This window comes from Oceanospirillum sediminis (assembly GCF_014164585.1).
Taxonomy (GTDB): Bacteria; Pseudomonadota; Gammaproteobacteria; order Pseudomonadales; family Halomonadaceae; genus Oceanospirillum; species Oceanospirillum sediminis.
Genome location: NZ_JACJFM010000001.1, coordinates 106,858 through 131,857 on the forward strand (window position 1 = coordinate 106,858; position 25,000 = coordinate 131,857).

21 protein-coding genes and 1 pseudogene are annotated in these 25,000 nt (G+C 49.1%); 15 read left to right on the forward strand and 7 right to left on the reverse strand.

Going from position 1 to position 25,000, the window contains the following annotated elements; translation table 11 throughout:
• Positions 1–208 precede the first annotated feature (208 nt).
• Complete coding sequence (locus tag H4O21_RS00430; RefSeq protein ID WP_182806842.1) at positions 209–1,867, reverse strand: methyl-accepting chemotaxis protein; 1,659 nt, start codon at positions 1,865–1,867, stop codon at positions 209–211.
• Positions 1,868–2,410: 543 nt separating this feature from the next.
• Between H4O21_RS00430 and H4O21_RS00435 the strand changes: the two are divergent.
• Positions 2,411–2,557: pseudogene (locus H4O21_RS00435) on the forward strand (delta-class carbonic anhydrase); the annotation flags it as partial.
• Between the two features lie 99 nt (positions 2,558–2,656).
• Here the strand turns inward: H4O21_RS00435 and hydA are convergent.
• The 3 genes from hydA to H4O21_RS00450 all read right to left on the reverse strand — a co-directional run bounded on the left by hydA (position 2,657) and on the right by H4O21_RS00450 (position 6,910).
• Positions 2,657–4,093, reverse strand: a complete 1,437-nt coding sequence (gene hydA / locus H4O21_RS00440; RefSeq protein WP_182806843.1) for a dihydropyrimidinase — start codon at positions 4,091–4,093, stop codon at positions 2,657–2,659.
• A 20-nt stretch (positions 4,094–4,113) separates the two neighbouring features.
• On the reverse strand, positions 4,114–5,598 hold the full coding sequence (locus tag H4O21_RS00445) for an NCS1 family nucleobase:cation symporter-1 (RefSeq protein ID WP_182806844.1): 1,485 nt from the start codon (positions 5,596–5,598) through the stop codon (positions 4,114–4,116).
• Between the two features lie 70 nt (positions 5,599–5,668).
• Entirely contained in the window at positions 5,669–6,910 is a 1,242-nt protein-coding gene (locus tag H4O21_RS00450; protein ID WP_182806845.1) for a Zn-dependent hydrolase, read from the reverse strand.
• A gap of 390 nt (positions 6,911–7,300) precedes the next feature.
• On the opposite strand from H4O21_RS00450, the gene H4O21_RS00455 reads away from it, so the two are divergent.
• The 8 genes from H4O21_RS00455 to H4O21_RS00490 all read left to right on the forward strand — a co-directional run bounded on the left by H4O21_RS00455 (position 7,301) and on the right by H4O21_RS00490 (position 14,660).
• Positions 7,301–7,939 carry a TetR/AcrR family transcriptional regulator gene (locus H4O21_RS00455; RefSeq protein ID WP_182806846.1) on the forward strand — a complete coding sequence of 213 codons (639 nt, stop codon included), beginning with the start codon at positions 7,301–7,303 and terminating at the stop codon, positions 7,937–7,939.
• A 279-nt stretch (positions 7,940–8,218) separates the two neighbouring features.
• Entirely contained in the window at positions 8,219–9,364 is a 1,146-nt protein-coding gene (gene cofG, locus H4O21_RS00460; protein ID WP_182806847.1) for a 7,8-didemethyl-8-hydroxy-5-deazariboflavin synthase CofG, read from the forward strand.
• A complete protein-coding gene (gene cofH, locus H4O21_RS00465) occupies positions 9,361–10,533 on the forward strand; it encodes a 5-amino-6-(D-ribitylamino)uracil--L-tyrosine 4-hydroxyphenyl transferase CofH (protein WP_182806848.1) in 1,173 nt (390 codons plus the stop codon). The genes cofG and cofH overlap by 4 nt, the downstream gene beginning before the upstream one ends.
• The gene (gene cofD, locus H4O21_RS00470; protein WP_182806849.1) at positions 10,530–11,492 is read left to right on the forward strand and encodes a 2-phospho-L-lactate transferase; all 963 of its coding nucleotides are present in this window, start codon (positions 10,530–10,532) and stop codon (positions 11,490–11,492) included. Before cofH ends, cofD begins: the two co-directional genes overlap by 4 nt.
• A complete protein-coding gene (cofC, locus tag H4O21_RS00475; protein WP_182806850.1) occupies positions 11,492–12,112 on the forward strand; it encodes a 2-phospho-L-lactate guanylyltransferase in 621 nt (206 codons plus the stop codon). Before cofD ends, cofC begins: the two co-directional genes overlap by 1 nt.
• The gene (gene cofE / locus H4O21_RS00480; protein WP_182806851.1) at positions 12,105–12,878 is read left to right on the forward strand and encodes a coenzyme F420-0:L-glutamate ligase; all 774 of its coding nucleotides are present in this window, start codon (positions 12,105–12,107) and stop codon (positions 12,876–12,878) included. The genes cofC and cofE overlap by 8 nt, the downstream gene beginning before the upstream one ends.
• Positions 12,875–13,540 (forward strand): NADPH-dependent F420 reductase, encoded by a 666-nt coding sequence (gene npdG, locus H4O21_RS00485; RefSeq protein ID WP_182806852.1) that lies wholly within the window; start codon positions 12,875–12,877, stop codon positions 13,538–13,540. The genes cofE and npdG overlap by 4 nt, the downstream gene beginning before the upstream one ends.
• Positions 13,541–13,655: 115 nt before the next feature.
• Positions 13,656–14,660 carry a TIGR03842 family LLM class F420-dependent oxidoreductase gene (locus H4O21_RS00490; protein WP_182806853.1) on the forward strand — a complete coding sequence of 335 codons (1,005 nt, stop codon included), beginning with the start codon at positions 13,656–13,658 and terminating at the stop codon, positions 14,658–14,660.
• Positions 14,661–14,873: 213 nt separating this feature from the next.
• On the opposite strand, the gene H4O21_RS00495 is transcribed toward H4O21_RS00490, so the two are convergent.
• Positions 14,874–15,854 carry a helix-turn-helix domain-containing protein gene (locus H4O21_RS00495; protein WP_255487069.1) on the reverse strand — a complete coding sequence of 327 codons (981 nt, stop codon included), beginning with the start codon at positions 15,852–15,854 and terminating at the stop codon, positions 14,874–14,876.
• Between the two features lie 257 nt (positions 15,855–16,111).
• Between H4O21_RS00495 and H4O21_RS00500 the strand changes: the two genes are divergently transcribed.
• The 4 genes from H4O21_RS00500 to H4O21_RS00515 all read left to right on the forward strand — a co-directional run bounded on the left by H4O21_RS00500 (position 16,112) and on the right by H4O21_RS00515 (position 19,753).
• A complete protein-coding gene (locus H4O21_RS00500; RefSeq protein WP_182806854.1) occupies positions 16,112–16,534 on the forward strand; it encodes a rhodanese-like domain-containing protein in 423 nt (140 codons plus the stop codon).
• A 10-nt stretch (positions 16,535–16,544) separates the two neighbouring features.
• The gene (locus H4O21_RS00505; protein WP_182806855.1) at positions 16,545–17,018 is read left to right on the forward strand and encodes a GNAT family N-acetyltransferase; all 474 of its coding nucleotides are present in this window, start codon (positions 16,545–16,547) and stop codon (positions 17,016–17,018) included.
• 198 nt (positions 17,019–17,216) lie between these two features.
• A complete protein-coding gene (locus H4O21_RS00510; protein ID WP_182806856.1) occupies positions 17,217–17,753 on the forward strand; it encodes a hypothetical protein in 537 nt (178 codons plus the stop codon).
• A 197-nt stretch (positions 17,754–17,950) separates the two neighbouring features.
• The gene (locus H4O21_RS00515) at positions 17,951–19,753 is read left to right on the forward strand and encodes an adenylate/guanylate cyclase domain-containing protein (protein WP_182806857.1); all 1,803 of its coding nucleotides are present in this window, start codon (positions 17,951–17,953) and stop codon (positions 19,751–19,753) included.
• 110 nt (positions 19,754–19,863) lie between these two features.
• On the opposite strand, the gene H4O21_RS00520 is transcribed toward H4O21_RS00515, so the two are convergent.
• Positions 19,864–20,424, reverse strand: coding sequence for a GNAT family N-acetyltransferase (locus H4O21_RS00520; protein ID WP_182806858.1), 561 nt, complete (start codon positions 20,422–20,424; stop codon positions 19,864–19,866).
• 529 nt (positions 20,425–20,953) lie between these two features.
• Between H4O21_RS00520 and H4O21_RS00525 the strand changes: the two genes are divergently transcribed.
• Complete coding sequence (locus H4O21_RS00525; RefSeq protein ID WP_182806859.1) at positions 20,954–22,915, forward strand: methyl-accepting chemotaxis protein; 1,962 nt, start codon at positions 20,954–20,956, stop codon at positions 22,913–22,915.
• Positions 22,916–22,978: 63 nt separating this feature from the next.
• Here the strand turns inward: H4O21_RS00525 and H4O21_RS00530 are convergent, their stop codons facing one another.
• Complete coding sequence (locus H4O21_RS00530) at positions 22,979–23,776, reverse strand: AraC family transcriptional regulator (protein ID WP_182806860.1); 798 nt, start codon at positions 23,774–23,776, stop codon at positions 22,979–22,981.
• 241 nt (positions 23,777–24,017) lie between these two features.
• Between H4O21_RS00530 and lhpI the strand changes: the two genes are divergently transcribed.
• Positions 24,018–24,983 carry a bifunctional Delta(1)-pyrroline-2-carboxylate/Delta(1)-piperideine-2-carboxylate reductase gene (gene lhpI / locus H4O21_RS00535; protein WP_182806861.1) on the forward strand — a complete coding sequence of 322 codons (966 nt, stop codon included), beginning with the start codon at positions 24,018–24,020 and terminating at the stop codon, positions 24,981–24,983.
• Positions 24,984–25,000: the final 17 nt, after the last annotated feature.

Genomic DNA, 25,000 nt, shown 5'->3' on the forward strand with positions numbered 1-25,000 from the left:
GATATTAAAGAGGGGCCATTTAATAGACTTATTTGATCTGCATCAACCAACAAATTCTTATATTGCGATGCAATATTGTAATTTGTGTAAAAACATGAAACAGCCAAAGTGATAGTTAGTCTGGAGCCGTTATCTGCACGCCATAAAAGAGATATTCCTGTTACAAAGTTTAACTATTGCTTTTTCTCCGGGTGCCCGGTGCTACACTTCAGATTCGAAAGTAGTTAACCTGCTGCCCCAACTGCTTCGAAACACCTTCCAGATTATTGGCAGCCTGCCAGACCTCTTCGAAAGCATCGTTGGTACTTTGGGTAATATCGCTGATCACGGTCAGATTATGCTGAATCTCATCTGCTACCGCACTTTGCTGTTCTGCTGCACTGGCAATTTGGGTACTCATCTCATCGACCAGAGAAACGGCATTATCAATCTCTTTCAGACTTTGCTGAGTTTGTTCTGCCAGGCTAACGGCTTGTCTGGCTTCTGACTCGTTACTTTTCATTGCAGACACGGACTCAGAAACACTGGCCTGAATTTTCTGAATCATGCCCTGTATCTGATGCGTCGAGTCATGAGTCCGGCTGGCCAGAGTACGCACTTCATCGGCAACAACCGCAAAGCCGCGTCCCTGCTCACCGGCTCTGGCGGCTTCAATAGCAGCATTCAATGCCAGCAGGTTGGTTTGTTCAGCAATTTCACCAATCACCGCCAGAATAGTACCTACCTCTTCACTATCTTTGGCTAAGCGGGTAATCACCTTCACAGACAGGTTAATATCATGGGCCAGCTGGTGGATACTTTGAATACTTTTATCCACAATCTCCCTGCCCTGAGTCATTTCTGTACGTACATCTTTATTAATACGCACGGTTTGTGCGCTGTTCCGGGCAACATTCTGCACTGTGCTATTCATCTCAGACATCGCCGATACAATTTGTGCAATCTCACTTTGTTGAGTATGCAGCAGACCACGGGTCGAATCTGTTCTTTGATGCAGCTGCTCAGCCAGCACGGAAACATCCTGACTGGCATCTTTAACATTATGTACAACGGAACCCAATGCAGCTGTCATACTACCTACCGCTTTCAGAATACTCGCACTGTGCGTCCGCTCAGGAATACGGACAGTTAAATCACCTTCTGCAACTTTTTCTGTTGTATAACGTACCTGTTCAGGCTCTCCGCCGACCTGCCGGGATACCCGCATGACAATATAGAACCCGGACACCACACTGCCCGTTAATGTGAATACCAGCAGCCCCATCATAGCGTTCAGAATCCAGTTATAATGGGTCTGGGCATTGGCATACTCCTGCCTGGCAATATCCAGTTGCAGCTGAACCAGTTCAGTTATTTTTTCACTGATAGGGTCGATGGTTTTGTACAGAGGGCCATTAATCTGATCCAGCAGCCCCCTGGCCTGCTCAGGCACCTGAGACAACAGAATTTGCGCCTGTGCAATATCTCTATTAGCCGCAGCAAATAAAATATTAGCGTCTTCAACCAGTGCTTTTTCTTCAGCGGTTAATGGCATTGCCAGGTAGGCCTTCCACAGTTTGTCGATCCGGCTTTGTGCGGTCGCAATATCCTGTCGGGCTTTTGATGCAGTGGATAAGCCCGCATCGGCTTTATTGACGGCATCTATGATAAGTACAGCGTAATCATCTGCGATCGTTTTCAACTTTGTTAAGGGAATAACACGATCGGCATAAATGGTCTCAACATCTTTGGAAATCTCTTTCATTCCCCACAGGCTGAGCATACCAAGGAAAAGCAAAGCAACCAGGGGAACAGATAGCCCCAGGAGCAGATGTAAACGGAAGGAGATTCCTTTTTTGCTATTTGTTTGTGCTGAATATTGTGGCATAGGTACATTCCTGTACATAAGCACTTAAAGTTCCGCTGCGGTTGTTATCTCTGTTATTCGCAGTCTTTTTAAGGGCTGTCGTACTAGCTTATATAAAATTTCCATTTACTCATGCAGTGAGCAAACATTTCATGGACTGCTGATTTAGCAGAATATGTACCAGGTCAGCGCATACCTGATAGGGCATCAAATTTGATATTTTATGATAAAAATCAGAATGTTAAGTTTTGTATCAGAATATTCAGGCCTTATTAGGGTGCATCTCATCTAAGACCTTAGTCCTAAGATAGTGCATAAAACAAAAAAACCGCACCAGCCAGGAGCAAACCACAGAGACATATCGACAGGCTTACACTATGCATCAGCCTATTAAAAGTATGCCTGTCAGAGTTTCTATTCGCCTTTTTACGCCTCCATTTCAGACTGCCAGTACAAACGTGTATGTTCCAGCAGGTATATTTCGAACATGAACGCTTCAACGGATTGACAAGGCATAATTAATAGACAGGCTTTATATGATTAATTTAACTACATTCCAGTGCACAGGTTAAGCCTGGGCCAGCTCTGGATTCCTGCCTGAATCAGAATGTCATTAACAACCCTCAGCTCAGGGTTGAGGCGCAGGTTCATGTCGTTGTTAACGATGATCAGGCGACGGGGATACCCGACAGTGCCGGAACTGCTGTCTGAGATAAAGTAAAAGGCATCAGGCCATTAAGATAGCAGGGAGGAGAAAACCAATGTTCAGTCCTCCCCATTATCAGCGAGTCAGTCCTGATCGATACCCGGTTAACGGATGACGGCCCTGGGCTGATTCAGCTCCTTGCGTTTACGCAGTGATTCATAAAAAGGCGCATAAGTCGGACGGTCAATATATCGGCCATCACCAGACTGACTTCTGATCTCACCTTTGTGGTAAGCCACTTTACCGTTACACAGTGTGGTTTCAGGTACGCCTTGTACTTCCATACCTTCAAAAATACTGTGTTCAATGGCTGATTTATGCGTGGCAGCCGATAATGTACGGCTCTGATTCGGATCCCATACCACCAGGTCCGCATCGGCTCCTACACGGATACAACCTTTCTGCGGATACATATTGAAGATTTTCGCCGTGTTGGTTGAGGTCAGTGCCACAAACTCATTCGGGGTAATCTTGCCGTCATTCACACCTTTTTCCCACAGTACCATCATGCGTTCTTCAACACCGGCAGTGCCATTCGGGATTTTGGTAAAGTCATCCTGTCCCATCGCTTTTTGTGCTGCACAGAATGCGCAATGGTCGGTCGCCGTGGTCTGTAGTGCTCCACCCTGAACCCCTTTCCATAACGCATCCTGGTGATGTTTCGGACGGAATGGAGGGCTCATCACGTGCGCTGCGGCTTTGCCCCAATCAGTATCCTGATACACACTGTCATCAACCACCAGATGTCCGGCCAGTACTTCACCAAACACCGTATGGCCATGATCTTTGGCGTAACGAATAGCATCTGTAGCTTCTTCTGTGGAAACATGCACCAGATAAATCGGAGCACCCAGGGTTTTAGCAATGGAGATCGCCCGGTTAGCCGCTTCACCTTCTACCGAGGAAGGACGAGATAGCGGGTGTGCTTCTGGACCTGTAACCCCTTGTTCTAACAGCTTATTCTGCAGATGGTAAACCAGCTCGCCGTTCTCAGCGTGTACTGTCGGGATAGCACCCAGTTCCAGACATTTAGTAAAGCTGGCGACCAGAATATCGTCGGTGGCCATAATGGCATTTTTATAGGCCATAAAATGTTTAAAGCTGTTTACACCGTGTTTTTCAACCAGGGTTTCCATCTCACTGGCGACGGAGTCATCCCACCAGGTAATCGCCACATGGAAAGTGTAATTGGAGTGTGCTTTTTCCGCCCAGTCACGCCACTGCTGGTAAGCTTCCAACAGGGATTGCTGCGGGCTGGGAATCACAAAATCAATAATTGTCGTGGTGCCACCGGCCAGTGCTGCAGCAGTACCGGTTGCGAAATCATCCTTCGCGACCGTGCCCATAAATGGCAGTTGCATATGGGTATGAGGGTCAATACCACCTGGCATAATCATCTTGCCTGTGGCATCAATCACTTCGGCATCGGCTGCTGACAGGTTATCGCCAATTTCAGCAATCACGCCATCAGTACATAAAATGTCGGCAACATAAGTTTCTTCATGGGTGACCACGGTGCCGCCCTTTAATAAAACGTTCATAGCCTATGTCCTTATTGTTGTTATTCAGCTTGTAATGCGGTGTGCGAAACAGGGCTGGACTGAGTCGCAGACACCAGGTAATAGATCGCAGCACCGGAGAAAGCACCAGTAAACCAGCCGTAGCTGTAGAACCAGCTCAGAGCATCAATGCTGAACGACAGCACAGTGATAGCGACAGGAATGGCGAAAGCGATCAGTCCGGCTTTATTAAACTCAGGGTAGGTGCTGTTTTTCTGATACAGTGCCACCAGATCCAGTTGCTGACGTTTCACCAGGAAGTAATCAACAATCATAATCCCTGCGATCGGGCCTAACAGACTGGAATAACCCAGCAGCCATCCGGTATACATACTTTCAACACTGACATCCGATACGATCCAGCCCAGTTTTTTCAGTAGTTCCCAGCTCATCAGCAGAATCCCCACCAGACCAGTCAGCAGTACGCCACGGGTGTGGTTAATGTATTTCGGTGCGATGTTCTGGAAGTCGTTAGTTGGTGACACAATATTAGCCGCAGTATTGGTCGAGATAGTGGCGATAATAATCAGCACCATCGCAATGGCGACCCAGAAAGGACTGTCGATTTTACCAATCAGGGAGATAGGGTCAGAGATGGTTTCACCCACCAGAGTCGTCGATGCCGCAGTCAGAACCACACCCAGTGCCGCAAAGAAGAACATCGTCAGTGGCAGGCCCAGAATCTGACCTTTAATCTGATCTTTCTGCGAACGGGCATAACGGCTGAAGTCCGGAATATTCAGCGACAGCGTTGCCCAGAAACCGACCATCGCGGTCAGACCACTGAAAAAGTATCCCCAGAAGCTGGCACCTTCAGGCCGGGTAGCCGGTGTTGCCAGTACTTCGGTGAAAGACACTTTACCACTGGCCCAGAACATCAGGCCGAATCCGACTAACAGCAGTAAAGGCGCAGACAGAGTTTCCAGCCAGCGAATTGATTCAGAACCCCGAATCACCACATACATCTGCATAGCCCAGAAGATAAAGAAACCGATCACTTCTCCAGTGCCGCCCAGAGAGGCCCAGCTATCTGAAAAAGCAGAGAACAGCAGATGCACCGCCAGACCGCCAAACATGGTCTGAATACCAAACCAGCCACAGGCGACCAGACCACGGATCAGGCAAGGGATGTTAGATCCGGTAATGCCGAAAGAAGAGCGCAGTACTACCGGGAAGGGCACACCGAAACGGGTACCGGGAAAAGCGTTAAGAATCAGAGGGATAAGAATAATGACATTGGCCAGTAGAATGGTTACCAGTGCTTCTGTCACCGAAAGGCCGAAGTAAGCGGTTAATACACCGCCCAGAGTATAAGTAGGCACACAAACCGCCATGCCAACCCAGAGTGCCGCAATATTCATTGTGCTCCAGGTGCGTTCTTCAACACGGGTGGGTGCCAGATCATCGTTATATGCCGAACTGTTTTTAAGATCCTCTTTTACCTCAAGCTCGTAAAAGTCTCCCTTTTTTATTGCTTTACTGGTCATAATTGACTCCTTATTTATGGGAAGGGTTATCTCAACTCAATCGTGCATTGTTCGCTCATGTTGTTATTGTTCAGGAAGTCTGTCCGGCGATACGCTCGCTGGCTTCCAGCATGGTGTGCAGTAAAACATTGGCTCCCGCGGCGCATTGCTCCGGGGTGCTGTATTCCACTTCGTTGTGACTGATACCATCTTTGCAGGGAGTGAAGATCATGCCTGAAGGCACAAGGTCTGCCATATAGCAGGCGTCATGTCCGGCTCCGGCATAGATATCCATATGGCTGTAGCCCAGTTTTTCGGTCGCGGCTTTAACGTCATCAGACGCATTGAACTCAACCGGTGCGAAGTACCAGAATGGATCTACTTTGATTTCCAGTCCCCGGTCCACCGACAGTTGCTTACAGAATGCCAGTAGCTCTTCATGCATCCGGGTCAGCACATCCGGGTTGGGGTTACGCAGATCCGCACTGAAACGGATATGTCCTGGAATGGTATTGCGGGAGTTCGGGTAGACCTGCATAAAGCCTGTGGTTGCCAGACCGTTCTCATGGCGATGCGCCATCTTTTCCAGTTCAGCGATCACCAGAGAGGCAGCCACCATAGCATCTTTTCTCAGATACATCGGTGTAGTACCAGAGTGAGATTCCCGCCCCTGAATGTCGATGTTGTACCAGCGAATGCCCTGGCCTAAGCGGACGACCCCAATACTCTTTTCAGCATCTTCCAGAATCGGGCCCTGTTCGATGTGGGTTTCGAAAAAAGCACCAAAATTACGACTACGCGGTTCGGCATCACCCAGATAGCCAATGCGCTCCAGTTCATCACCCAGACGGATACCATCGACATCGGTTTTATTCAGCTCCTCTTCCAGATCAAAACGCCCGACATAGACACCGGAACCCTGCATCGCAGGCTGGAAACGGGAACCTTCTTCGTTAGTCCAGACCGTAAACTCCATCGGAGTCGGCGTCTGAATATTGTTTTCATGCAGAGTCCGGAGCACCTCCACACCGGCCAGCACACCAAACACACCATCAAATTTTCCTCCTGTAGGCTGGGTGTCCAGGTGGCTGCCTGTGGCAACGGAGGGCAGATCGTTATTCAGACCCGGACGACGGGCAAAAATATTTCCAATCCGGTCAACGGTAATGTCACATCCCGCTGCCTCACACCAGGAGACAAACAGATCTCGCGCCTGCTTATCCAGATCGGTTCCGGCCAGGCGATTACAACCGCCTTTTTCCGTGCCACCAATCTGGCCCATCTCCATCAGAGTGTCCCAGAGCCGTTGCTGGTTGATACGTAAATCAGTCATCACTATCTCCTTCTGGTTTAGTGCAGCCTGCTCCGATTTTCCTTTCTGATAACAAGGCGTTAGCGGCCCTGCTATCACGATTCGGCACTTCCTGAGAACCTCTGGAAGCCCCGGATTTCGTGGATTACCGGCGTTTCAGACCTCCACAGGACTAAAACTTTTACCATATGGTAAGAAAATACTCAAAGAAAAACCTGCGACTATTTCTGATGCAATTTCAAAGACAGTCACAGGTTCACATGAGCGTCACAATGCGATGAAAAAATGGGAAGCAATTAGCAGGCCAGCTCCTGGAAAGTGTATATTAGATTATCCGGGACTTCCCTGTTTTGCCTGTTAGGTTTATCGTTATAGCGTCTTAAAAAGTATAGAATTTTTAGTGGTCTGACTGTGTCTGAAACTAAACGGAAAACGCGTAAAAAATCGGCTAACAGGGAACTGTTGGAAGCCAGAATTATCCGAGCTGCTGAGATCGTATTTGCGACTAAAGGCTTCAGTGGCTCCACTATGGATCGGATTGCTGAAACAGCAAAAATATCCAAACAAAATCTTATTTATTACTTTCCAAACAAGGACTTACTCTACAAAAGAGTACTGCAGGAAATTCTGGATATCTGGATGGAAAAATTATCCATGCTGGAGTCACCCACGCAGAACCCTGAAGAAGTTATCCGACGGTATGTGCACGAAAAGCTACGCTTATCCCGGGAATATCCCAATAGTTCCAAAGTGTTTGCTCACGAAGTAATCAGCGGTGCACCGGTACTGAAAGCGCATCTGATCAGCCAGCTGAAGCCTCAGTTCGAACGGGATGTTGCTGTTGTAAATCAATGGGTTGAGCGAGGTCTGATCAAACCCGTCGATCCTCGTCACCTGTTCTTCACCATCTGGGCTGCCACCCAGACCTATGCCGATTTTTCGGTGCAAATGGAGATCCTGCTCGATAAACCTCAACTGGACGATGACGATTTTGATGAGGCCGAAGCAGCCATCACCCAGATGGTGATGCGCGCTATTGGTGCCGATTAAAAAAATTCTCCCCTGTTTTCTGCAGGGATTTTCTCTGCAGAAACGCCGTTTTTTTGCCCTGATTTTCAGCCACAAAATTCCTGTCCCGGCCCAGTAAAAAACCGGCTTCGTTGCCGGATGATTTCCAACTGCTCTGGCCTTCAAAAACCCGACACCTCACCAGAATGGCGCATCTCACGCACTAAAAAAAACCAGTTTACCCTCCAGAAATTTTCTGATATTTGTTTTTATACCATTTGGTAAAACTTTTTCTCAGACACCGGTTCAGGGGGTAAAACAATGCTGAATATTCGGGAAGCAGAAAGTTATGGTCGGGCTACCGGGCCTGATTTATTTGCCCTTTGTGAACAGGCATCTGCCGTACGCGATGACCATTGGGGACACACCCTGACCTATTCCAGAAAAGTCTTTATTCCACTGACCAACATGTGCCGTGACCAGTGCGGTTACTGCACCTTTGTCAAAGCCCCTGACTCACCGGAAGCCGGTTATATGACACCGGGCCAGGTACTGGAAACCGCCCTTCAGGGTGAACAGGCCGGATGCAAAGAAGCTCTGTTCAGCCTGGGAGAACGCCCGGAACAGCGTCATGATCTGGCGCGCCAGTGGCTGGAAAAACTGGGTGCTCGCAGCACTCTGGATTATCTGCATGATCAGTGTCAGAACGTACTGGACAATACCCGGTTGCTGCCACACATCAACGCCGGAGCTCTGAGTAAAGAGGAGCTGAGACAGCTTAAACCTGTTGCGGCCAGCATGGGCATGATGCTGGAAAACATCACCCTGGATCTGCTGAAACAGGGCGGTGCTCACCACGGTTGTCCGGACAAAACACCAAAGCGTCGCCTGGCGACACTTGAGGCCGCAGGCCAGCTGGATATCGCCTTCACCACAGGATTGCTGATCGGTATCGGTGAAAGCTGGCAGGATCGTATTGCCAGTCTGGCCGCTATTCGTGAGATCCATCAGCAATACGGTCATATCCAGGAAGTGATTATCCAGAATTTCCGCGCAAAACCCGGTACGGCTATGGCCGGTACTCAGGAGCCGGATCTGGATGAGATGAAACGGACCCTGGCCGTAGCCCGTCTGATGCTGCCTGCTGAAATCAGTCTGCAGGCTCCGCCCAATCTGGAAGCCGGTTACGGCGCTTACATCAGTGCCGGACTCAATGACTGGGGCGGTATTTCGCCGGTAACCCGCGACTTTATCAATCCGGAACGGGCCTGGCCCCAGATCAGTAGCCTGGACACTGCCTGTCAGGGTAAAGGCTTTGAGCTGGCCGAACGCCTGACCATCTATCCCCGTTATCAAAACAACCAACAGGATCAGCAGAGCCATCAGCATTATCTGTCTGCGGATCTTCAGCAGCGTGTCACACAACTCAATCAATCATTCTTTGAGCAAGGGAGGCTTGTCGCATGAATGCCGCCTGTGAGAACACTTTATTCAGAGTAGAAATTCAGCAGCGCCTGAAAAAAGCGCTGAACCAGCAGGAGCTGAGCATAGAGGATGCCGTGCTGCTATTCAGTGCTCAGGGTGATGAGTTTGATGCCCTGCTGGATACGGCTAACAAAGTCCGACAGCAACGTTGTGGTGATCAGGCCAGTTACGTCATCACCCGCAACATCAACTTTACCAATGTCTGCTATATGGGCTGTCGCTTCTGTAACTTTGCCGTTGAAAAAGATGCCGGTAATGCCGAGTTTCTGTCACCGGAACAGGTGGCAGACCGGGCAGAAGAGGCCTGGTTACGGGGGGCTACAGAAGTCTGCATACAGGGTGGGCTACACCCGGATATCACCGCCGATTACTATCGTAACCTGTTGATTGCCGTTAAAAAACGGGTGCCGGATATTCATATCCATGCCTTCTCTCCTTTTGAGATCTGGTATGGCTCCCGCAAAGCCCGTCAGAGCGCCGAAGAGTTTTTGCGGGACCTCAAATCTCTGGGTCTTGGATCCATGCCTGGTACTGCCGCTGAGATTCTGGATACTGAGGTTCGCAAACAGCTGACCAAAAATAAGCTGACCACTCAGGAGTGGGTACGCATTATTAAGGCGGCGCATTCCGTCGGTGTCAGAACAACAGCCACCATCATGTATGGCCACGTAGATCAGCCCATTCACTGGGCAGAACACCTGGCGCTGTTACGGGAAATTCAGAAAGAAACCGGCGGTTTTACTGAGTTTGTACCTCTGGGTTTTATCCACTACGAAACCCGACTGTATAACGACAATCCGGATCAGGTACGCCCGGGCCCCACCGCAGAAGAACATTACAAGATGCACGCCATCGCCCGTCTGATGCTGCAGGGACATATCGATAATATTCAGGCCTCCTGGGTCAAGATGGGACCAGAAGTCGCCAGCTCAATGCTGCGCTCCGGTGCCAATGATCTGGGCGGCACTCTGATGAATGAAAGTATCTCCACCGCTGCTGGTGGCAATCACGGTCAGGAAGTGATGCCAGAAGATATGGTGGAGCGTATTCAGTCTGCCGGGCTGACTCCGATCCAGCGCAATACCCTGTACCAGCCTTTACAGATTCATGCAGCACCACAAACATCCGGACTGATTAAGGGGGCGGTATGACTCAGCGCAGAATTACCTTACTGGCGGGAGGTGTCGGTGGTGCTAAAGCAGCTGAAGGCCTGATGCACAGCCGTTATGGTCAGCACGCTACGGTCATCGGCAATACCGGAGATGACGACCGTTTTCATGGTCTGTGGGTCTCACCGGATCTGGATACTCTGGTGTATTCCCTGGCCGATCATATTGATCGCCAGAGAGGCTGGGGCCGACAACACGAAAGCTACCAGACCCTGAATGAGCTGAAAGCCTATGGTGAAGACAGCTGGATGACTCTGGGCGATCTGGACTTTGCCACTCATATCTATCGGACCAATCAGTTGAACCAGGGCAAAAGCCTGACCCAGGTGACCCGTAGCATCTGCCGTCGCTTTGATATCAGTATGCCTGTTTTACCGGCGACCAATGATGTGGTGCAGACCCGAATTCGCTTTAACAATCAATGGCACAGTTTTCAGGAATATTTTGTTCAGCATCGCTGCCAGCCTGAGATAGAAGCCATCGACTATCAGGGTATACGCCAGGCCCGTATCACCCCGGAAGCAGAAGCCGCCATCTCACGCAGTGACATTATTCTGCTCGCTCCCAGCAACCCGGTGGTCAGCCTGAATGTCATTCTGGCTATTCCCGGTGTGATGGATGCCATTCGCAACAGTCAGGCCTATGTGCTGGCAATCTCGCCTTTCATTGGCGGAAAAACCGTCAAAGGTCCGGCTGACAAAATGATGCATTTACTCAACGCCAGTAGTGACAGTCAGGGCGTAGCCAGTGTGTATCAGGGCCTGATAGATGGCCTGGTGATTGATAAACAGGACAAAGATGACGCCCTGGCACTGCGCCAACAAGGGCTGGATGTCTGTGTCATGCCCACATTGATGTCGTCGCTGGATGACAAAATCAGAGTGATCGAAGATGCGTTGGATTCAGCACTGGCCTGGTCCACCCAGAAGGAGGCCTGCTGATGAGTATCTGTATTGTGGTTCCGATGAAATCTCCACACAGAGCGAAACAGAGGTTATCCCAGGACTTGTCTCCGGTGCAGCGTCAGGCACTGGCGATACAGCTGTTCCGCCATACCCTGAGTTTTTTACGCAGTTACTTTTCTGATCTGGATACCCTGGTAGTCAGTGATTCAGAAGAAGTTCTGGCCACCGCGCGGGAATATAACTGCCTGACTCTGCAACAGGATGGACCCTCCGGGCTGAACCCTGCCGTTCAGGATGCCGCCCACTGGGTCAGTCAGCGGGATTACAACGGCATGCTGGTTCTGCCGGGTGATCTGGCCCTGCTGAATGTGGCAGATATTACTCAGTTGCTGAATGAAGCCAGCGCTCATGATGCCGTGCTGGCCATTGCTGACGATGGCGGCACCAATGCTCTGCTGGTGCAACCGGCCGATAGTCTGTGTTTCAGCTACGGCCACAACTCTGCGCTGAAGCATCAGCAGGAGTGTGTTCGCCGGGGCCTGAGTTTTAAAGCTCTGAACCTTCCCAGACTAGCGCTGGATATCGATCAGTTAAAAGATCTGCAACAGGCAGAAGAGGCCAGCAGCGAAGCACTGCAGGGGTGGAACTATGCCTGAAGCTATCGAGATGTTCCGGTTAGAAGGTCTGCCGGATTTTGCACCCGGTGATGACGTGGCAGATGCCATTATCACCCTGTTAGATGAACAGAAAAAAGCCCTGCAACAGGGTGATATCCTGGTGATTGCTCACAAAGTGATCTCTAAAAGTGAAGGAGCGATCCGTTTTTTACAGGATGTTGAACCCGGACCGGATGCAATTGAACTGGCCCGGACAGTCAATAAAGACCCGCGCAAAGTACAGGTGGTACTGGATCAGTCTAATCGTATTGTCAGGGCGGTCAGCCACGCCGGTCATAAAGAAGGGGTACTGATCGCAGAGCACAAACTGGGGCACGTCTGCGCCAATGCCGCCGTAGATGAGTCCAATGCCGATCAGGAAGGCATGCTGATTACCCTGCCGGACGATCCGGACAGCAGTGCCCGACAGATCGCAGACAAATTGAACCAGCATTATGGCATTACCACAGGCGTCGTAATTAGCGACACCTTTGGTCGCCCATGGCGCTTAGGACAAACCAATGTTGCCATCGGCGTGGCCAGCATCCCCGCATTGATGGTGATGGAAGGGGAAACCGATGCCTATGGTCGCCCCCTCACCGTTACCGCTCCGGCATTTGCCGATGAACTGGCCGGAGCCTCAGGTTTGCTGATGGAAAAAAGCGCAGCAACCCCCGTCATTATTTTCCGAGGCCTGCACTGGACACCCTGTGACAGCAGCAGCCGTGATCTTATTCGTTCAGCCAAAGAGGATTTATTCCGATGAAAATCATTATTCTGGGCGGTACCGGCCCACAGGGAAAAGGTCTTGCCAAACGCTTTGCTAAAGCAGGACATGAGATTGTGATTGGTTCACGGGATGGTGAAAAAGCCCGCGAATGTGCCAGAGAGTTAAATGAACTGCTGGATCAGACATCCGTATCTGGCACCAGCCTGGAAGAAGCAACACAACAGGCTGATGAACTGGTCATTCTATCCGTACCTTACGCGGCACATGATGCCACGCTGGAGGCGATCAGGCCCCTGCTCAACGGCAAAATTCTGGTGGATATCGTGGTGCCTCTGGCTCCGGGTAACCCTAAAGCGGTTGACATGCCAGAAGCAGGATCGGCCACAGAAGCCGCCCAGGCCCTGCTGGGTGATGAGGTCGCGGTTGTCGGTGCCTTACATAACGTATCCGCCGTCACACTGAATGATCTGGAACGCCCTCTGAACTGCGACATCCTGGTGTGTGGCAATGATCTGGCAGCCAAAAAGACCGTGATGGCATTGTGTGAATCCCTGGGCACCAAAGCCTATAACGCAGGGCTGGCCGAAAGCGCCCGCTGTATTGAAGCTATTACTCCGATTCTGATCCGGCTGAATATCTCCAAAGAGGTGCCTTTCAGTCATGCCGGTATCCGAATTTGCCCGCCTGAGGGCCATTAACCCCACAACTCTCAATTATCAATAACGTTTGTTCTGTCTGAATATCACAACAGCCACTCATACGGTGTGCGCTTAGCCCCATGAGTGTTCAGCTAAAAATAAGAAGGAATACATTATGGAATTTGGTATCACGTTTAAAGGTTTTGTCAGCCCGGAACGCGCTCGTGCACTGGTTCGTCAGGCAGAAAATGCCGGCTTTACATACTGCTGGTTCTACGACTCTCATATCCTGTGGCGGGAATCCTTTGTCGCTATGGCGATGTGCATGGAGCACACCAGCAAAATGCGCTTTGCGCCTTGTGTCACGAACCCGAATATCCGTGACTGGTCACTGGCGGCCAGCCTGTATGCCAGTCTGGCGCTGCAGAGTAATGGCCGTTTTGATATCGGTCTGGGCCGTGGTGATTCCTCGATGCGTGTGATGGGTAAAAAGCCTGCAACACTGGCCCGGGTAGCGGAATTTACTGAAAAAGTAAAAGCCATGGTCCGCGGCGAAGAAGTGACTTATGAAGAGTGTGCTTCGCCAGTAAAATTCCCATGGGCTGATGGTTATGAGCTACCGGTATGGATCGGAGCTTACGGCCCGAAAGCGCTGAAAACGGCCGGTGAAACCGGTGATGGCGTTATTCTGCAGATTGCAGAACCGTCACTGGTGAAATGGTTTGCAGATCAGGCGATATCCGCCGGTCAGGAAGCTGGCAAGGATATGTCAGGTTATAAAGTTCAGGCCGCCGCTCCAGCGTATTTTGGTGATATGGATTACTGCATCGAGCAGACCCGCTGGTTCCCGGCGATGGTAGGCAACCATGTGGCTGATATCGTTGAAAAATATGGCAGTGATTCCGGCCTGGTACCTCGCAGCCTGACTGATTACATTGAACAGCGTCGCGGTTATGATTACTCCAAACACGGTCAGAGCGATAACCCTTATCTGGACTTTATCAGCGATGATATCGTGAAGAGCTTCTGTGTACTGGGCAGCGTTGAAGATCATATCGCTAAGGTCAAGAACCTGGAAGAAGCCGGTGTTACTCAGTTCAATATCTATCTGGACAGCGGAGACGAAGAAGAGATTATCGCCAATTACGGTCGCTACATCATTCCTGAGTTCAGTAAGTAATTATCAGAAACACATGCTCTGCACAGCTCGCCGTGATGCTCACTGTGCATTGCCATCGCGGGTTCATCTCATCCGAAATAGAGATTGGTCAGTGATCAAAGGCCTGTTGATACAGGCCTTTTTTATGTCCTTGTTCCTTGTTCCTTGTTCCTTGTTCCTTGTTCCTTGTTCCTTGTAAGGGATCTGAACATACACCGGATCAGCAGAACAGCGTCAATTCATCGATAAGCCCGAATCTTTAAACTGCTGACGATACTGTACCGGAGAGATACTCAGGGATTTTCTGAAGTGATGCCTCATAGTAATGGCGTTATCAAAACCGCTTAATTCAGCCACTTTTTCTACACTGTAACCTTCACTTTCCAGCAAACGTTTAGCTTTCTCCAGCCGTTGCTGAATCAGCCAGGCTTTAGGGCTCATATTAAAGCTGGAGCGAAACTTACGATCAAAAGTACGTCGGGACATACTGGCCCGGCCAGCCAGTTCATTGACATCAATCTCACTGTCCAGATGACTTAATGCCCAGTCAATGGATGCCGAGAACTGATTGGGTACTTCAAGGACCGGAGTTTCCACAAACTGAGACTGCCCGCCCATTCTGTGCGCAGATACCACCAGACGCCGGGCAACCTGGTTGGCCAGGTTATAGCCAAAATCCTGACGAATAATCTCCAGTCCCAGATCAATACCCGACGCGCTGCCCGCCGAACAGCCGATCTGACCATCATAGATATACAACACATCATCGATATAACGGGTCTGAGGAAAACGTTGCTGAAACTGTTCGGCATAACGCCAGTGCGTGGTGGCATCTCTGCCTTCGAAGATCCCCAGCTCAGCCAGTAAAAACGCTCCGGAACAAAAGGAGATAATCCGTTTCTGGCAACGATAAAAACGCAGTACCGCCTCAGCCAGTGGTGCAGGAATATCTCTCATCCCTGCCGGCCAGCTGGGTACGATCAGCATATCGTAATCATCCAGATCATCGACCAGGGTTGCCTGTAGCAGAAGACCCGTCGTGGTTTCAGACAGCTTCTGCTCAAAGCACACAACCTGACACTGATACCAGTGCTCAAACTCAGGCCGGGGTAAACCGAACAACTCAACGGCACAGGCCAGCTCAAACAACGCAACTCCGGGATAACTCAGTACGGCGACCCGGCACATTTCCGGGCTGTCATCTTTAGCAGTCATGTTTAGCGGTCATATTTTTAATCATCATAAAAAGCCTTTCTGTAGTGTTTTAATCTTTTCTCACCCATTTTGGCTGAAAGTTATCGAACTATGTCTTTCCAGCCAATCGTAGATTATCCGCGATCAGGACACAATGACTCTGACATTAACCAACACGCTCAGATGCGGGTTGTACCCAATGCAGGCTATATCAGACGCGATATAGCAAGCAGCTAAAGCCAGTATCAGTTAGCCGAAATAAAAGAAGGATAAAGATTATGTCATCAGCCGTATCAAGAGTTGCCGCCGCTAACAGTCAGGAAGCTCTGCAACATTTTGAAGCCCTGCTTCGTTTCGAAACCGATTGCTGGGATGTTCACCATGCTCTATCCAATGGCCGCCAGGATTTCGTATTGCTGGATGTACGAGGCACATCAGCCTTTGAAGCCGGGCATATTGAAGGCGCCATTAATCTGCCCCATCAGCGTATTAATGAACAAACGCTGGCCGATTATCCGCAAGATACCCTGTTTGTGGTTTACTGCGCCGGACCTCATTGCAATGCCACTGAAAAAGCCGCGATCCGTCTGGCTAAAGCAGATCGTCCGGTGAAAAAAATGATCGGCGGTGTCACCGGCTGGATTGATGAAGGTTTTCAGCTGACCACACAAAACCCAGCCGAGCAGAGTCATGGGCAATAAGATAAACATCATGAGCAGTAAAACAACAGATCAGAACTGTCGAATTCGCCGGGCACAGCCCGGCGATGAGCCTCAGCTGCTCCTTCTTATGCAGGCGCTGGCTGAATTCGAAGGCTATCTGTCAGCATTTCGTGTCACAGAACAAGCCCTGACTGAGGTAATGTTTCAGACCGGGCAGGTACAGGCTCTGGTTGCTGAAGATCAGCAACAACTGGTCGCTATGCTGGTCTTCTATCAGCTACCGTTCAGTTATGACCTGAAACCCTGGTGGTACATTAAAGAGCTGTACGTAAAACCGGCTTATCGCTCTCAACAACTGGGACAACAACTGATGCAGCAACTGATCAGTGATTGTCGGGCTCAGGGCGGCAGTAAAGTTCGCTGGGATGTGCTGAGTACCAATCAAAGGGCCAAAGCGTTTTATCAGTCTCAGGGAGGTGCTCATGATCAGCAATGGGAGTTATTCAGTCTGAAACTCCGGTAATTAATCTGAAATGCCAATCATCAGCCAGAGCCAGGCGGCTTGTAAAAAGAATCAGAACCAGGTTTACAACATAGGGCCACAACCCACTGAACCTATAGAGCGTTATTACGTCATACAGGTTCAGACACTTTAATATAACGCCAGCCCCGTTATGATCTTTGTCTGATAATTCTTTACCTGTCACAGTCAGAGCGATTTATGAAAGTCAGAGAGTGGGAAGCCAGCGTCAACAATCAGTTGATCAAAGTACGTTATAAAGCGCCGGGATTTTACAAGGTCAGCTCATACGAACTTGAAATTGACGGTGAAATTATCAGGCAGGGAGAACTCACATCACGACACTGGTGTGGCCGTATGAAGACCTTATACACCTTTACCGATAAATCCAGAGAGATAGATGTCCGCATCACTGCCAAAGGCTGCCAGATTCTGGTCGACGGTGATCTGATCGCCGGGGATGCTAAACTGAAATACCCTGATCCGGAAAAAGCCAGAAGACAGGTTGAGCAGGGACCATTTCATTTCTTTATTATGGTAGCACTGATCAGAATGGGATTTCCCCTGGCGATGCTGGTTACTCTGGCAAGTCTGAATCTGCCTTTTACCAGCCTGTACGAGTACTCACTGACCGATAAGGAAACCCTGCATTATCTCATTGAGAATACGCTTATCTTTAGTATTATCATCGGATATTTTCAGTGGCATAACACCAAACATGTCGCATTGGACGGGTAAACAGAATTATCCTGTAAAACAGCACTTGTTCCGGCACTCTTTACGGTGCTCTTTCCAGTATTCGGCAAAGTAGTCGGAACTGTGTATTCTGATAATCCAGATCGTTTGTACCCACTGCTCTGATCAACCTTATGCCGGTGATCGGATAGTTTATCAGGGCTTAAACCAGAATTTTCTGACCGCAGGCTCAGGTTGTTATGTCTGACAAAAAACTGCCTGAAAGCCGTTTTCCTGACTTTCAGCTGAACTTTATTAATGAAAAATCTTTTCTTGCTACACCCGGAGAGACTCTGCTGTGCCAGGCTCTGAAAAATGAGATTCCCCATGTGCATGAGTGCGGAGGAAAAGGCTTATGCTCAACCTGCCGGGTCATTGTCGAAGATGGACTGGAGCATTGCTCCCCGGAAACAGCAGCTGAAAACCTGATTCGTCAGAGTAAGAATCTGCCCTCTTATATTCGTCTGGCCTGCCAGACGATTCCCCGAGGGCCTGTCAGTATCCGCCGTCTGGTTCGGGATAATTTTGATATCAGATCAGCGCTGGAAAACGGCCTGACACCCAGTGCAGAAAGTCAGGATCTTGCGATTATGTTTACCGACATCCGCAATTTCACTGAATTCAGTCAGCAGCACCTGCCTTATGATATTACCCATATGCTGAATCGTTACTTTAATGCCATGACCGATGTGGTACAGCATTATGGCGGTTACGTGGATAAGTTGCTGGGAGATGGCATGATGGTGCTGTTCGGACTGGATAAGTCCAGACAAACTCATCCCTGCGATGATGCGCTTCAGGCTGCACAACAGATGCAACTGGCGCTGGAGCAGCTGAACCAGTACTTTCTGGAGTCGTTTGATTACCTGTTTAAGATAGGCATAGGGATTGATTTCGGGTCATCACTGACCGGCTATTTCGGTAGCAAGAATGACCAGAGTTTTACCGCTCTGGGCCCCAGTGTCAATCGGGCCGCCCGGATCGAAGCCTTATGTAAAACCTATCAGTGTACGCTGCTGATATCTGATGAAGTAAAAAGCCATGCCAGAGAGCAGTATTCCTATACGGAATGTTATGATGTTCACCTGAAAGGCATTAAACAATCAACGCGAGTGTGGGGTTTAATATCACCGATACCCGCGCATCAGGGTCGTTCCCGGTTTGAAGAGGAGTTATTCATGGATATCAAACCCGATAACCTGCCCCAGGTCATTGGTAGTCCGGCCATTGCTGTCGCCGCCAGTTACCAGGGAGATAATCTGGTGCTTTATATTGGCCAGGCCAGCCTGTACAGCGATAACAGCCTGTCCTTTTATATGCCAGGCGGGCATCAGCTGAAAACCGGGGATTATCTGACTCTGCACCTGGATAACCGTACCGGCGTAGATGAGTTTGATGCGGATCTCAGGGTTTACCGAACCTCTTATAAGGGGCTGGTGACAGCAACAGAAAACGAATATACAGTACACATCGCTGTTCGGGATTTCAGTCTGGTACATGGTATGTCTGAAGTGCTGGCCGAGCGCCAGCCGGATTATGGTTTTCCACCTGACGGGCGACCTGTGAAAGCTCTGCCGGTTACCCCTCTGACCGATATGCCAGAGCTGAATCACGAAGAGCACGATAATAAAATAGGCGTTCTGGTCACCCGCACACCAGAACAACCTCACACCACAGCGATGGCTTTTCTTTCCACCTCCGAAGACGATATTTTTATCATCTCCTTTCCATCAACCTTTAAAGTTCAGCAACTGCAAAAAGACAACCGCTGCTACTTTGCAATTGATGAACGAGCCAGCTTCACCTTTGAAAATGCCATTGACTGGAATTATGTGCTGATCGCCGCTGAAGCCTATGAAGTGCCAGTCGATCATCTGATTTATCAACCGGTAAAATCTGCCTTTATTGATAAAAACCCGTGGGAAATTGGATTTTTCGCAGATCCGAATGTCCGCCTGTATCACCTGAAGTGTCTGAGTACCGTGTGTCCTGCCAGGGCCTGATCATATTACCAACACCTGAGTCAGGCATCATGACAACACAATAGGGAGACAGCTCCTGTCTCCTGACCAGTATCAGATGCTTCTTCAGGAAAAGACGATTTCGCTCAGCATTATTCAAAATGGCTGGTGTATTTTTCCTGCCATTCTGACCGGGTAATCCGGTATAACACATGCTCTCGTAACGTGCTGTCGTCCGGGACATCCGGGTGCATAAAATTCTCCCCGGTATTACTCATGCCCAGTTTTTCCATAACAGCCTGTGAACGCTGATTCGTCTGAGCGGTAAAAGATACCACTTCATCCAGAACCAGCTGTTCAAAAGCATAGTGCAGTGCCGCCGTCGCAGCTTCTGTGGCATAACCTCTATTCCAGTGCTCTTTCGCCAGTCTCCAGCCCACCTCAACGCAAGGAGCAAAAGGCAGATTAGCCTTTGGCATATGCAGACCTGTAAAACCGATAAACTTATCCAGCCCCCTGAGTTCTACTGCCCAGAAGCCCCAGTCCCGCTCCTGAATAAGCGACTGAATTTTTCGGGCCATGGCATCACTTTCCTCTTCTGTCAGCCGCGAAGGGAAAAATTCCATCACATCCGGATCACTGCACATTCGATAAAAAGGCGCAAAATCATCTTCTGTCCACTGTCTGAGAATCAGTCTGTCAGTTGTTAACATGGCGTTATCTCTGAGGTAGCTATTACAGTCATTAAATAATAATAAAAGCCAGCCTGAATTTGGTTGACCAGATCTGCCTTAAAACAAGTAAATCATTCTAATTATCTGATTAATAAAGAAAAAAACTCAACCAGAAAACTATGGTAACGACTTTATGCTGTCGGGCAAAGTAATACAGACCAGCCAGATGTAAGAAAGTTTGGCATTCTGATGAAAGAAGAAAGACAGTTTGCAGACATTACAATGAAAGTTTCCACAGAGATATTGCATCAGATTGTGGATAAGTTGCAGATAACTTTTTGACTCCCTTACTTAATGCGCCTTTGCCTGATTTGATCATTTTTTATACAGCTAACAGTCGCTATGCACGACTTTATACTCGCCCGACTTTTTTCTGAAAAAGCCCTGCTGATCCAGCATATTTCCGAGTCTTTAACTACAGTATTTAAAAGCGTATGGATTTCTTCTTCTCCCATTACAGAACAAGCTATACCGACAAATGGAGTCGGAAGTTTGTCTGAGGCTGATTATGATAAAAACAATGAAACTACGGACACAACTGGGAGCAGGCTTTGGTCTGGTCGTTTCACTTCTGGTTATTATTTCTATGATCTCCTTCATGGGCCTGAAAAGTACCTATCAGGGCTTCACTGAATACCGGGAGCTTGCCCGAGATACCAATCTTGCCGGACGAGTACAGGCCAATATGTTATCGATGCGACTGGCTGTGCTGGGATTTATTAATACCCGCTCAGACAGTGCTCTGGAAACCTTTGAAACCCGGAAAAATAAAATGGAGCAGTTTCTGGAACAGGCAAGAGTCGAGATTCAGAAACCTGAACGAGCCGCGTTGATCAGAGAAGCCAGCCAGGAAGTCCAGACCTACGAATCCGCTTTTTCAGACGTTGTCTCTTTATTCCGGGAAAGAAATAAAGTGGTGTCGTCCCGTTTAGACCCGGCAGGATTAGCCATGCGGGTCTCTCTGACGGATATTATGCACTCAGCCTATCGTGATGATGATGCCTCAGCCGCCTACCTGGCAGGGCTTGCTCAGGAATCTGCATTACAGGGACGCTTATACGTCACTCAATATCTGCTCACCAATAAAACTGAAGATGCCAGCAAAGCTAAAAAGGAATTATTGGAAAAGCTTCCACCTGCCATCAGACAACTGGATCAGGCATTACAGAACCCTGAGCGTCGTCAGCTGCTGGCAGAACTGCAACAACAGTATCAGATTTATACACAGGCATTCAGCGATGTTCAGACAATCATCACACAACGTAATGATCTGATTAATAACACTCTGAATAGGATTGGGCCGGTTGTCGCAGACAAAATTGAGCAGGTGAAACTCTCGGTTAAGCGGGAGCAGGATACCCTTGGCCCTACGCTTCAGTCAGATACAGAACAGGCTTTGGCGACAGTCAGTATCATGGCCATCCTGGCAACACTGGCCGGGATTCTGATCGCCTGGTATATGACAAAGGTCATCAGAACTCCTATCGGTGGAGAACCCTCCAGAATTGCTGCGATTACTCAATCCATAGCAGAGGGTAATCTGGCCCTGGATCTGGCAACCAGTCAGAAGGATACCGGTATCTATCGCTCCGTTTGCTCAATGTCAGCCAACCTGAAAAAACTGATCAGTGGCATCATAGAAGCCAATAAGCAACTCACCTCCAGCGCAGTGAAAGGCTCTGAAGCTGCCAGAGAAAACGCAGAGACAGTACGCCACCAGCAGGGTATGACCAATCAGGTCACCAGTGCAGTCATTGACATGAATGCCAGAATTCAGGACGTAGTATCCCATGCCTCCGAATCAGCTCAGAAATCTGTCGAAGGGAAAACAGAGATCCAGAAAGGCAAAAACAGCGTTCGTCAGACGGTGGAGTCCATTAATGAGCTGGCCAGTAATCTGAATAATTCGATGCAGACCATCAAAGAGCTGGAGCAGAAGAGCATAGAGATAGGCTCCGTCGTTGAAGTTATTCAGAGTATCTCAGAACAGACTAATCTGCTGGCACTGAATGCGGCCATTGAAGCAGCCCGTGCCGGAGAGCAGGGACGAGGCTTTGCCGTGGTTGCTGATGAAGTGCGTATGCTCGCCCAGAAAACACAGGACTCAACCACCGAAATCCAGGAAATCATACTCGACCTTCAACAACGCACTAAAACCACAGTACATGCTATTGAGGAAAGCTCCGATATGGTTAATGACACGGTTCTCCGCTCTCAGGAAACCGACGAAGCGTTGTCTGTCATTGAAGACATTATTGATCAGATCGCCAGTATGAATACTCAGGTGGCTCATTCCGTTGAACTGCAATCTCATATGGCCAGCGATATTACAGAAAATATGGAACGTCTGTCTGCCACCCTGGAGAATACCACCAGAATTGCCTCTAATACTGAAGTATCCACCCAGGAGGTGAGAAATATGGCCCACAAACTGGCGCATCTGATATCAGGTTTTAAGGTCAGCCAGTAACGTCGGATAGACTCAGGGTGAGATGCCTGTTAGCCAGAAATGTAACCAGCCACACCCTGAGCACTATTGCCTGATCATTCGACGGGTCTGTCCAGGAGTCTGACCAAAAAGCTTTTTATATGCTCGGGATAAACTGGATGCATCGGAAAAGCCCAGTTCTTCAGCAATCGTCATTTGTGATAGTTGCGTTGTCTGTATAAGCAAGCGGGCTTTCTCGAGGCGTCTGTTCATCACATACTTCTGAGGAGACATGCCAAACTGCAGATTGAACAGACTGTAAAAATGACTCTGACTCAGATAGAAAAGATCCGCCAGTTGCTGATTATCAGGAGGATTGTTCATGTGGGCATCGAGAAAAGCGTTCAGACGCTGAACATCAATTCTGAATCCAGAGCTATTAGCCAGAATATCAATCCGGTTTCCGTCCTGTTCGCATAATTGCAGCAGCAATAAAGGCAGTAACTGACAGTTAAGCGCTGCAGAAACAGAGCGATACTGTGCAATTCGTAACGATGTAAACTTCAGTAAAGCCACTGTATCAGGAGAAATCATAGAAAAGCCCGGTTTGCTCAACCATTCCTGATAGATGGATATATCAGAACTCTGCTCAATGGCAGTGACCAGAGGGTCTGCATGGGGAATATCCATGACAAGAAGTTCGCAATCCTCACTCAGTCCTTGATAAAAATGAGCTTCATCACCAGGCACCACTGCAAACGAACCCAATGAAAGATTCTGTCCTCCCGCGCGTGTAAGCTCACATGCCATTTCACCTTTCCAGCCAATCAGAATCTGGGAAAAGTGATGGCAATGCTGCCCGCTCTGACTGGCAATCAGATTACGTCGAATCACGCTATTCATGAGTTGTTCCAATAGTAAAGGCGAATAACTTTGCTGAAACAGATATCACTTCGTGCACAGAATGCGCTTTTACCACAAGAATGACACCCTTTAACAGACTATCACTATTTTCTGAATACCGTCCAGACTACCTGAACACAGGTAGAATCAGAGCCTGGGTCAACAAGTTCAGAGTTATCGACAAAGACATGCCTTTTCAGCTTGCTAACATGCTACGGAAATAAAAAAACGAGATTTAACAATGCAAATTGATGCCAATGCTGTCTGCCAGTTACTTCCCTGGCCTGCTCTGATTGATGCCCTTGAAGATATTTTTATCCGTCAGGTCGGCGCACCGGTCCGGCACCATCACACCGTCAGGGTTCCTGGAGAACCCGATGCAACACTGCTGCTGATGCCTGCGTGGCTCGAAGGGGAATATCTTGGAGTTAAACAGGTCAATGTGTTTCCCGGAAACAACGCTCGCAGTCTGCCCGGACTAACAAGCCATTACACACTTAGCTGTGGAAAAAGTGGTCGTCCTTTAGCGCAACTGGATGGTAATGAGATTACCGCCCGGCGTACAGCTGCAGCATCTGCAATGGCATCCCGTTACCTATCCAGAGAGGATACCCGTACGATGCTGATGGTGGGGGCTGGCCGAATGGGGCAAAGATTAATCCCCGCCCATATGAGTGTAAGACCTATCGATAAAGTGCTGGTCTGGGATCGCGCCGAAGCCAGCGCTCAGGCTCTGGTAAACCAGCTGAAAGAGAAGGGCGTTGATGCCGAAGTATGCCTATACGACCAACTGAGGTCTGCCGCCAGTGACGTTGATCTGATCAGCTGCGCAACGATGGCAACCACCCCTCTTATTCAGGGTCAATGGTTAAAACCTGGCACTCATCTTGATCTTGTTGGCAGCTTTACTCCGGATATGAGAGAAGCCGATAACGATGTTATGACCAGAGGCAATATCTTTGTCGATACCCGAGCTGGCGCCTTATCAGAAACCGGAGATCTGATCAGCCCGATTAAAGATGGCGTGATCAGTGAAGACCATATTCTGGCCGAGTTTTCAGAGCTTTGTAGTGGCCGTCATTCCGGTCGCTCTGCTCTGGATGATCCTGAGCAAAGTATTACCGTCTTTAAATCGGTTGGTGACTCCAGAGAAGATCTGGCCGCAGCAATACTCGCTTACCAGAGAAATCTGCAACAAAACAGATAACCACCCCTCCGGATTAC

What these genes read in the sequence shown, in the direction of transcription:
- H4O21_RS00500 (WP_182806854.1), top strand. Translation starts at nt 16,112, where the DNA reads ATGTCATCAGCCGTATCAAGAGTTGCCGCCGCTAACAGTCAGGAAGCT.
- H4O21_RS00505 (WP_182806855.1), top strand. Translation starts at nt 16,545, where the DNA reads ATGAGCAGTAAAACAACAGATCAGAACTGTCGAATTCGCCGGGCACAG.
- H4O21_RS00520 (WP_182806858.1), bottom strand. Translation starts at nt 20,424, where the DNA reads ATGTTAACAACTGACAGACTGATTCTCAGACAGTGGACAGAAGATGAT.
- H4O21_RS00510 (WP_182806856.1), top strand. Translation starts at nt 17,217, where the DNA reads ATGAAAGTCAGAGAGTGGGAAGCCAGCGTCAACAATCAGTTGATCAAA.
- H4O21_RS00525 (WP_182806859.1), top strand. Translation starts at nt 20,954, where the DNA reads ATGATAAAAACAATGAAACTACGGACACAACTGGGAGCAGGCTTTGGT.
- hydA (WP_182806843.1), bottom strand. Translation starts at nt 4,093, where the DNA reads ATGAACGTTTTATTAAAGGGCGGCACCGTGGTCACCCATGAAGAAACT.
- cofG (WP_182806847.1), top strand. Translation starts at nt 8,219, where the DNA reads ATGCTGAATATTCGGGAAGCAGAAAGTTATGGTCGGGCTACCGGGCCT.
- H4O21_RS00490 (WP_182806853.1), top strand. Translation starts at nt 13,656, where the DNA reads ATGGAATTTGGTATCACGTTTAAAGGTTTTGTCAGCCCGGAACGCGCT.
- H4O21_RS00495 (WP_255487069.1), bottom strand. Translation starts at nt 15,854, where the DNA reads ATGACTGCTAAAGATGACAGCCCGGAAATGTGCCGGGTCGCCGTACTG.
- cofH (WP_182806848.1), top strand. Translation starts at nt 9,361, where the DNA reads ATGAATGCCGCCTGTGAGAACACTTTATTCAGAGTAGAAATTCAGCAG.
- H4O21_RS00445 (WP_182806844.1), bottom strand. Translation starts at nt 5,598, where the DNA reads ATGACCAGTAAAGCAATAAAAAAGGGAGACTTTTACGAGCTTGAGGTA.
- cofC (WP_182806850.1), top strand. Translation starts at nt 11,492, where the DNA reads ATGAGTATCTGTATTGTGGTTCCGATGAAATCTCCACACAGAGCGAAA.
- lhpI (WP_182806861.1), top strand. Translation starts at nt 24,018, where the DNA reads ATGCAAATTGATGCCAATGCTGTCTGCCAGTTACTTCCCTGGCCTGCT.
- cofE (WP_182806851.1), top strand. Translation starts at nt 12,105, where the DNA reads ATGCCTGAAGCTATCGAGATGTTCCGGTTAGAAGGTCTGCCGGATTTT.
- cofD (WP_182806849.1), top strand. Translation starts at nt 10,530, where the DNA reads ATGACTCAGCGCAGAATTACCTTACTGGCGGGAGGTGTCGGTGGTGCT.
- H4O21_RS00430 (WP_182806842.1), bottom strand. Translation starts at nt 1,867, where the DNA reads ATGCCACAATATTCAGCACAAACAAATAGCAAAAAAGGAATCTCCTTC.
- npdG (WP_182806852.1), top strand. Translation starts at nt 12,875, where the DNA reads ATGAAAATCATTATTCTGGGCGGTACCGGCCCACAGGGAAAAGGTCTT.
- H4O21_RS00450 (WP_182806845.1), bottom strand. Translation starts at nt 6,910, where the DNA reads ATGACTGATTTACGTATCAACCAGCAACGGCTCTGGGACACTCTGATG.
- H4O21_RS00515 (WP_182806857.1), top strand. Translation starts at nt 17,951, where the DNA reads ATGTCTGACAAAAAACTGCCTGAAAGCCGTTTTCCTGACTTTCAGCTG.
- H4O21_RS00530 (WP_182806860.1), bottom strand. Translation starts at nt 23,776, where the DNA reads ATGAATAGCGTGATTCGACGTAATCTGATTGCCAGTCAGAGCGGGCAG.